Source organism: Streptomyces sp. NPDC058579, assembly GCF_042718575.1.
Classification (GTDB): Bacteria; Actinomycetota; Actinomycetes; order Streptomycetales; family Streptomycetaceae; genus Streptomyces.
The window spans coordinates 1-6,708 of record NZ_JBHXPI010000082.1 but is presented as its reverse complement, the minus strand read 5'-3'; the positions used below and the strand labels follow the sequence as shown (position 1 = coordinate 6,708).

Sequence of the window (6,708 nt, the reverse complement as noted above, 5' to 3'; positions counted from 1 at the left end):
GCTTCCGGGGCGGCGCGCCGGCCTTCTGCTCGTTCGGACGCACCCTCGTACGCCGCCCGGTGCAACGGCGTACGCCCCTCGGAGGAGCAGGTCAGCGCAGTGGATTCACCCGAACGGAGGGGGTGGCGCTCCGTAGTCTTCCCGTTGCGGAGCGCTATGAGCGCAGGACACGGTGGTCGAGTCGTTGTCCGACGCATAAGGAAAAGGAACACACATGCGTCCCCTGGCTCTCAGCCGCGTCACCGCCCTGGCGATATCCGCCGCCATCACCCTCGGCACGGCGGGACCCGCCCTCGCCGACGACCACCGCCCGTCCCGCATCACGGCCCCGGCCGCGCAGGCACCTCTGCCGGACGCGGCGGCGCTGCTCGCCAAGACCAAGGCGCTGGGCGACATGAGCTCGGTGACCGCCCCGGTCACGGAACTCCTCGAGGCCGTCCTCGCGGCCGACAACGGCCAGCTCCCGGCCGCCGACGCCGAGGCCCTCAAGGCCAAGGTCACGGCGGCCATCGACGCCGCGAAGGGCACCGTCCCGGCCCCTGCGGTCGAAGCACCGACGGTCGCGGCCCCGGCTGTGGCGGCCCCGGCCGTGGCGGCGCCGGGCGTGGCCGCGCCGGCCGTCCAGGCCCCGGCTCTGCCGGTCGCCGCGGGTGTCGCGAAGGCCGCGCCGGTCGACATCGTCGCCGACGCCCTCGCCACCGTGGAGAAGGCCGTCGCCGCCCTGCTCGCAGCGGTCACCTCGGGCGACGCCCTCGGTGTCGTCCCGCAGGTCACCGCGACCCTGACCTCGCTGGTCAACGTGGTCGTCGGCACGGTCCTCGGCACCGGGCTCCCCGCTCCCGACCTGGCCGGCCTGCCGACGCTGCCGGCGCTCCCGGTCGAGGTGCCCGAGCTCCCGGTCGACCCGCCCGTCGAGCTGCCGGTCACGCCGCCGGTGCTGCCCGCCGGGTAGCCACCGCCGCACCACCCGCGCCGTGTCGCCCGGCATCCCGCCGGACGGCACGGCGTTCGGCCGTCAGGGCACGTGTCGACCCCGCCCGGTCCGGAAATAGGACCGCGTCCAGTCATTCGAGTGCAGTGGGCAGAAATCCTTCCTCCCGGAGTTTCCGGGGCGCGCACCTCTCGTTACAGAAGACACAGCCACGTACAGGAATCCGCCAAGAGGCCTGTACGGCAAGCGACTTGCTTGCACGGAGACGTCAATGAGGAAGGACTCGATTTCATGAAGCCCACCAAGGTCGCCGCGATCGTCGCCGGTTCTGTGATGGCCCTGGGTGCCGCCGCGCCCGCCATGGCCGCCGAGGCGATGACCCCCACCAACCTGGCCGGTGGCCTCACGACCCTCGCCACCGAGGGCCTGAAGACGGACGCGCTGAGCAGCACCACGGACGGCTCCGTGGTCAAGACCGTTGGGGACACCGCGAACCAGCTGAACAAGACGACCCAGAATGCGCCGCTCCTCGGTGGCCTCCCCACCGGCAGCCTCCCCGTGGGTGGCTGACGCACCCTCAGCAGTACCGTTCCACCGCGCGCTTCCCTAGCGCGGCGGACCGCGCCGGCGGTCCCGACCCTCCTGGACAGACCCCTCGCTCCGCCCGGCGCCCGGGCGCGTGTCGATACCCACTGTGATCGGCTGATCGAATGATGTTCAGATCGGCTGCCGTGTGGTCCCGGCCCCCGAAGTGTGCCGCTCCCCAGGTTCTCGCCGATCCGCGGGCTGACGAAGCGTCAACGAAGGTCCCCGCTCTCACCGGTGGGGGCCTTCCGCGTTGCTGCACACAGGGGAATTTCGCGACGTTCCCTCCGTCGGGCTCGTTCTCAGGACGCAGTACCTCAGTACCGTCGACACCTGCTCTGAAGGGCCTACGCAGCCATGAATCTGCGCTCTCACGCCGGCATGGGAATCCTCATGACCGCTCTCGCCTCCGCAGCCATGGCCTCCCCGGCCGTCGCCGCCGACGCGCCGGTCGTCGTCCCGCTCCAGGGGCTGGAGCCGGTGATTCCGATGGACGCCCCCACGGTGGCCACCGGGGTTCCCCTGCCGATCCCGGGAGGCCCGACGGGTTTCCAGGAGGGGCAGTCCGGGCTGCTGCCGGACGTCAGCCTGCCGCGGGTGCCGTTCACCAGCACGCTCCCGGAGACCGTCCTCGCCGCTCCGCTGCCCGAGGTCATCGAGGGGAGCGAGCCGGGCGAGGCCCTGTTCGCCACCCCGCGTTCGGAGATGGCGGGCACCACGCCCGGTGCCACGGTCGGCAACCCGGTCGTCCCGCCGCGCGGTGACCGGCTCGGGCTGCCGGACCTCGCCGTGCCGGAGGTCGGGGTCGTGGCCCCGGCACTGCGCGGGGCGCTGGGCTCGCAGTTGGGTCTGGCGCAGCCGACGGCCTGACCGCGTTCGTTTGTACGACCAATGACCCGGCGAGTGAAGGCACGATTCTTCCCCGCCACCCGAGGGGTCGTTGCTCGTTACAACTGAAGGCTGGTCGCATGGCCGTGGCCCGCAGTTCCCGGGCCCGTTCCGTCGTATCCGACGGCGGGCGGACCACCGGTTCTGCGGGCCTTCCCTCATCCGTTCGTCCCGTCCGGCCCAAAGGCCGTGACCCGTGCGCCCTTTCGGCGTTGAACGGAAATGTCGGCCGTGATTCTCGCGGTTGTCTTTCCACGTCCAAGGAGTTCTTGATGTCTCGCATCGCGAAGGCTGCCGCTGTTCTCGCCGGCACGGGTGCCGTTGCCCTCAGCGGAGCCGGCCTGGCCGTCGCCGACTCGGGCGCCTCTGGCGTCGCCGCCCACTCGCCCGGCGTCGGCTCGGGCAACGCCGTCCAGGTCCCGGTCCACATCCCGGTCAACCTCTGCGGCAACACCGTCACGGTCATCGGTCTGATCAACCCGGCGTTCGGCAACACCTGCGCGAACGTCGACGGCGGCGACCACCACCGCGACGGCGGCTACGGCGCCTGATCCGCCTCGCAGTTCCCGACGTCCCCCCGGCCGCCCGGCCGGGGGGACGTCCGCGTCATGCGTAGCGGTAGATCCCGCCGTGGTCGAGCATCGAGGCGGGCGTGACGCCCCAGGGCCCCATCTTCTCGTCGCGGGCCGCGATCCGGCGGTACTGCGACTCGCCCAGCTGCGGCGGCTCCTTCGGGAGGTAGCCGGCCCGCGGGTTGCGCTCCTGCCAGCGGGACCAGAGCAGGTCGACGAAGGAGTGGTGGAGCCAGAAGACCGGATCGTTGACGGAGGCGCCGCCGAGCATCAGGCCGCCGACCCAGCGGTGCACCCGGTTGTGGATCCGGAAGCGTTCGTTGCCCCGGCCCGGGGCCCAGCCCTCCAGCGTGTTGCGGAACCCCGACCGGCTCGTGGAGTTCCACGGCTCGACGTCGTACACCGTCTCCCGCATCACCACGTCAAGCTGTGCCTTCGTCGGCAGCGTGATCGGGTCCTGCGGTCGGCCGAAGTCCCTGGTCAGGAACTTGCCCTCGGTCATGCCGTGCTTGACCGTCCAGCGTCCGCCCGCGTACGCGAAGGGCCCGGTCGTCACCTGGAGGTCGTCGCGGCGGCCGTTGCCGCCCAGGAAGTCCTCGCTCCACAGGGACGCGGCCGGGGTGTTGTCCCGGGTCCAGTCCCAGTACGGGACGGTGACGCTCGGGTCGATCCGGCGCAGCGCGCGCTCGAACTCCAGCAGGAACTTGCGGTGCCAGGGCAGGAAGCTGGGCGTCATGTGGGCCACGCGCAGCCGGTCGTCGCCGTCGGCGACGTAGTAGTCGATGTGCGTGCGGACGAACTCGTCGTACTTCCCGGTGCGCTTGAGCTCCAGGACGGCGGAGACGAACCGCTTCCGCTCGGCGCTCGTCAGATCGCGCTGGTTCTTACGTGTGTAGGCCACGCGGGCTCCCTCCCGGATGGACGCCGTGGGCGGCGGCGTAGCGGGTCAGCGGGGCGGACCCCAGCTCGTCCACGGCCGCGCGGGTGGCCGCCAGCGGTGTCGCATGGGACTCGTAGTGGTCGATGGGGGTGAGGCAGCTGCCGTCGGCGCGGCGCATCACGTGGAGCGGCCGGCCGTCGACGAGGACGAGCGGTTCACCGGAGGGCCCGGCCAGACCCCGGATGTGCCGGCCTCGGTACATCTCGTCGAACGAGTCGAAGGAGTCGTGTGACGCGGCTCGGGCCGGGCGGTCGCTCGGGGTGGTGGCGATGCGGGTCAGGGTGCCGCCGGTGAAGGCGGCTACGGCCACGGTGAAGAGGGACCGCAGTGCGACACGGCGCGGGACGATCATGAATGATCTCCAAGTGGTCGGAGAATGCCCTCAGGGCACAACGATGGAATCCCGACTTTGTTCCGAGCGAAATGCCAGACGGTGGAATGTCGGCCGATCGAGTGAATTCGGCGCGGGATGGTGGTCGTTGGGCCACTAGCATCCCGATGCATGACCACTCCTCATGTCGTTTCCGTGGCGCGCACCGACAATCCGCTGGGAACGCTCACCGTCGTTCCGTGGACCATCGGTCCCACCGCCGACACCCCCGCCACCCCGTTTCTGATGGTGTATTCGCTCGGGGACGGCAGTGACGGCCCCGAGGCCGGCCAGGACGCGATGCGGGCCGCCCTGGAGTCCATGGGCCTGCCGGTCGGGGACCGGGTCGTCGACGCCTCGCAGGAGCGCGGGACCGGAGCCCATCTGCTCGTGGAGGCGCAGCGGGCCGTGCTGACGCTGCCGTTCATGAAGGCGCAGTGCCCCGTGCCCGCGGAGTGGGAGGCGGCCGTCAAGGCGAACGGGCACGCCTACCTGATCGTCTCCGTGCGCCCCTGGCCGGAGGCCGTGCCCGGTGAGGCGGTCACCGAGGAGAAGCTGAAGTCCTTCGTCACCGACGACCAGGTCGTGGCGGCCGCCGCGCATGTCCTGCTGCCGGTGCGGAGCCTGCAGGGCTGAGCCGGAGAGTCGAGGAGAAGGGGGTGGCGGCATGGCTACGGTGAACGTACGGGGCGGAGTGCCGGGGCAGCGTCACGACGCGGTGCCGGAGACGGACGGGACGGTCGGCGCGAGCCGGGCGCTCGGCGTGCTCCTGATGATCACCGGGGCGGCCGGGGTGCTGGCCGGCTGGGTGATCACGCTCGACAAGTTCAAGCTCCTGGAGGACCCGAACTTCCAGCCGGGCTGCAGCCTCAACCCGGTCGTGTCCTGCGGCAACATCATGAAGAGCGAGCAGGCGGCGGTGTTCGGCTTCCCGAACCCGATGCTCGGTCTCGTGACGTACGCGATGGTCGTCGCGATCGGGGCCGGGGTGCTCGCCGGGGCGCGCTACCGCGGCTGGTTCTGGCTCGGGCTCAACGCCGGCACGCTGTTCGGCGTCGGGTTCTGCACCTGGCTGATGTACCAGTCGCTGTACGAGATCAACGCGCTCTGTCTCTGGTGCTGCCTCGCCTGGGTCGCCACCCTCGTCATGTTCTGGTACGTGACCTCGCACAACGTCCGTACGGGCGTGCTGCCGGCACCCGCGGCCGTGAAGGGGTTCTTCGAGGAGTTCACCTTCGCCCTGCCGGTGCTGCACATCGGGATCATCGGCATGTTGATCCTGACGCGCTGGTGGGACTTCTGGACCAGCTGACGTGACCCTCTTCTCCTGGCCGCGGGCCGCACTGACCGTGCTGCTCGCGGCCGTTCTCGCGCTCGTCGTCCTGCCTCCTGGCCGCCTCTCGACCGGGGGGCCCGCACCCGCGCCCGCGCCCGAGGCCGCGCCGGAGCGGTTGAACGTTCCGTCCGGGTTCTTCACCGGCTCCGACGCGGACGGGGTGGCGCGGATCGCCGAGGTGCAGCGCTGGCTCGGCGGCGGGTCGCTGACCGTCGGGCACACGTACCTTCCGGGCGACCGGTGGTCCAACATCGAGGGCCACGCGGAGCTCTTCGAGCCGTGGGCGCGGTGGAAGGAGGAGGGTACTGGGCGGCTCTTCGTCCTGAACGTGCCGCTGCTCGACCGCAGCGAGGCGGGGCTGCCGGACGCGGAGGTCCGCGCGGGTCTGCGGCGCGGGGCGGCGGGCGCGTACGACGCGCACTTCCGGGCGCTGGGGGAGCGGCTCGTCGCGCACCGGCTCCCCGACGCGGTCCTGGTGCTCGGCTGGGAGATGAACGGCACCACGTACAGCCATCGCTGCGGTCCGGACCCCGAGGCCTGGAAGGCGTACTGGAAGCGGGTCGTGGGCGTGCTGCGGGACGTGCCGGGGCAGCGGTTCCGCTTCGACTTCACGGCGAGCCGGGGGCGGGACGCCGTGGAGTGGCCGCGCTGCTACCCGGGCGACGCGTACGTCGACATCATCGGGCTCGACGCCTACGACCAGCCCGAGGGGCTCGGCTTCGAGGAGCAGGTGACGGAGGAGTTCGGGCTCGCGCACCATGTGCGGTTCGCGGCGGCGCACGGCAAGCCCGTCTCGTATCCGGAGTGGGGGCTCTTCCGTAATGGGGACAACCCGGCGTACGTGCGCGGGATGCTCGACTGGTTCGCCCGCCACCGGCCCGTCTATCAGACGTTCACGGACTACTGCCCCCACGGGGTGTGGGGGTGCGCGGACAATCCGGAGTCGGGGGAGGTCGTCAGGGGCGCGCTGGGGGGCGAGGACGCCCCCTAGGGCCCTAGGTGTATTGATCACGAGCGTTGTTAACGCTGTCTGGTCTTGATCATGGCGAAGACCTCCGGTGTGGTGGAGGTGTCTAGGCTTCACCG

9 protein-coding genes are annotated in these 6,708 nt (G+C 71.1%); 7 read left to right on the top strand and 2 right to left on the bottom strand.

All coding sequences use genetic code 11. The annotated features are described in order from the left end of the window. The first annotated feature begins 214 nt into the window (after positions 1 to 214). From ACFWRO_RS36875 to ACFWRO_RS36860, 4 genes are all read left to right on the top strand, one after another. The gene (locus ACFWRO_RS36875; RefSeq protein WP_384519030.1) at positions 215 to 952 is read left to right on the top strand and encodes a hypothetical protein; all 738 of its coding nucleotides are present in this window, start codon (positions 215 to 217) and stop codon (positions 950 to 952) included. 270 nt (positions 953 to 1,222) lie between these two features. Further along, on the top strand, positions 1,223 to 1,501 hold the full coding sequence (locus ACFWRO_RS36870) for a hypothetical protein (protein WP_384519028.1): 279 nt from the start codon (positions 1,223 to 1,225) through the stop codon (positions 1,499 to 1,501). A 408-nt stretch (positions 1,502 to 1,909) separates the two neighbouring features. Then, a complete protein-coding gene (locus ACFWRO_RS36865; protein WP_384519025.1) occupies positions 1,910 to 2,386 on the top strand; it encodes a hypothetical protein in 477 nt (158 codons plus the stop codon). A gap of 290 nt (positions 2,387 to 2,676) precedes the next feature. After that, the gene (locus tag ACFWRO_RS36860; RefSeq protein WP_384519022.1) at positions 2,677 to 2,955 is read left to right on the top strand and encodes a chaplin; all 279 of its coding nucleotides are present in this window, start codon (positions 2,677 to 2,679) and stop codon (positions 2,953 to 2,955) included. Positions 2,956 to 3,010: 55 nt separating this feature from the next. On the opposite strand, the gene ACFWRO_RS36855 is transcribed toward ACFWRO_RS36860, so the two are convergent. Further along, complete coding sequence (locus ACFWRO_RS36855; protein ID WP_384519019.1) at positions 3,011 to 3,877, bottom strand: tyrosinase family protein; 867 nt, start codon at positions 3,875 to 3,877, stop codon at positions 3,011 to 3,013. Beyond that, on the bottom strand, positions 3,861 to 4,268 hold the full coding sequence (locus ACFWRO_RS36850; RefSeq protein ID WP_384519016.1) for a tyrosinase family oxidase copper chaperone: 408 nt from the start codon (positions 4,266 to 4,268) through the stop codon (positions 3,861 to 3,863). The genes ACFWRO_RS36855 and ACFWRO_RS36850 overlap by 17 nt, the downstream gene beginning before the upstream one ends. Positions 4,269 to 4,418: 150 nt before the next feature. Here ACFWRO_RS36850 and ACFWRO_RS36845 point away from each other — a divergent pair, with 150 nt between their 5' ends. The 3 genes from ACFWRO_RS36845 to ACFWRO_RS36835 are packed head-to-tail and all read left to right on the top strand — an operon-like array spanning position 4,419 to position 6,613. Further along, complete coding sequence (locus tag ACFWRO_RS36845) at positions 4,419 to 4,922, top strand: DUF5949 family protein (protein ID WP_384519014.1); 504 nt, start codon at positions 4,419 to 4,421, stop codon at positions 4,920 to 4,922. A 31-nt stretch (positions 4,923 to 4,953) separates the two neighbouring features. Next, positions 4,954 to 5,598: a vitamin K epoxide reductase family protein gene (locus ACFWRO_RS36840; protein WP_384519011.1), complete on the top strand. Its 645-nt coding sequence runs from the start codon at positions 4,954 to 4,956 to the stop codon at positions 5,596 to 5,598. Between the two features lies 1 nt (position 5,599). After that, on the top strand, positions 5,600 to 6,613 hold the full coding sequence (locus tag ACFWRO_RS36835) for a glycoside hydrolase family 26 protein (RefSeq protein WP_384519008.1): 1,014 nt from the start codon (positions 5,600 to 5,602) through the stop codon (positions 6,611 to 6,613). Positions 6,614 to 6,708 lie beyond the last annotated feature (95 nt).

Excerpts from the sequence above, each read along its gene's own strand:
- ACFWRO_RS36875 (WP_384519030.1), top strand. The coding sequence starts at position 215 with ATGCGTCCCCTGGCTCTCAGCCGCGTCACCGCCCTGGCGATATCCGCC.
- ACFWRO_RS36870 (WP_384519028.1), top strand. The coding sequence starts at position 1,223 with ATGAAGCCCACCAAGGTCGCCGCGATCGTCGCCGGTTCTGTGATGGCC.
- ACFWRO_RS36865 (WP_384519025.1), top strand. The coding sequence starts at position 1,910 with ATGACCGCTCTCGCCTCCGCAGCCATGGCCTCCCCGGCCGTCGCCGCC.
- ACFWRO_RS36860 (WP_384519022.1), top strand. The coding sequence starts at position 2,677 with ATGTCTCGCATCGCGAAGGCTGCCGCTGTTCTCGCCGGCACGGGTGCC.
- ACFWRO_RS36850 (WP_384519016.1), bottom strand. The coding sequence starts at position 4,268 with ATGATCGTCCCGCGCCGTGTCGCACTGCGGTCCCTCTTCACCGTGGCC.
- ACFWRO_RS36845 (WP_384519014.1), top strand. The coding sequence starts at position 4,419 with ATGACCACTCCTCATGTCGTTTCCGTGGCGCGCACCGACAATCCGCTG.
- ACFWRO_RS36840 (WP_384519011.1), top strand. The coding sequence starts at position 4,954 with ATGGCTACGGTGAACGTACGGGGCGGAGTGCCGGGGCAGCGTCACGAC.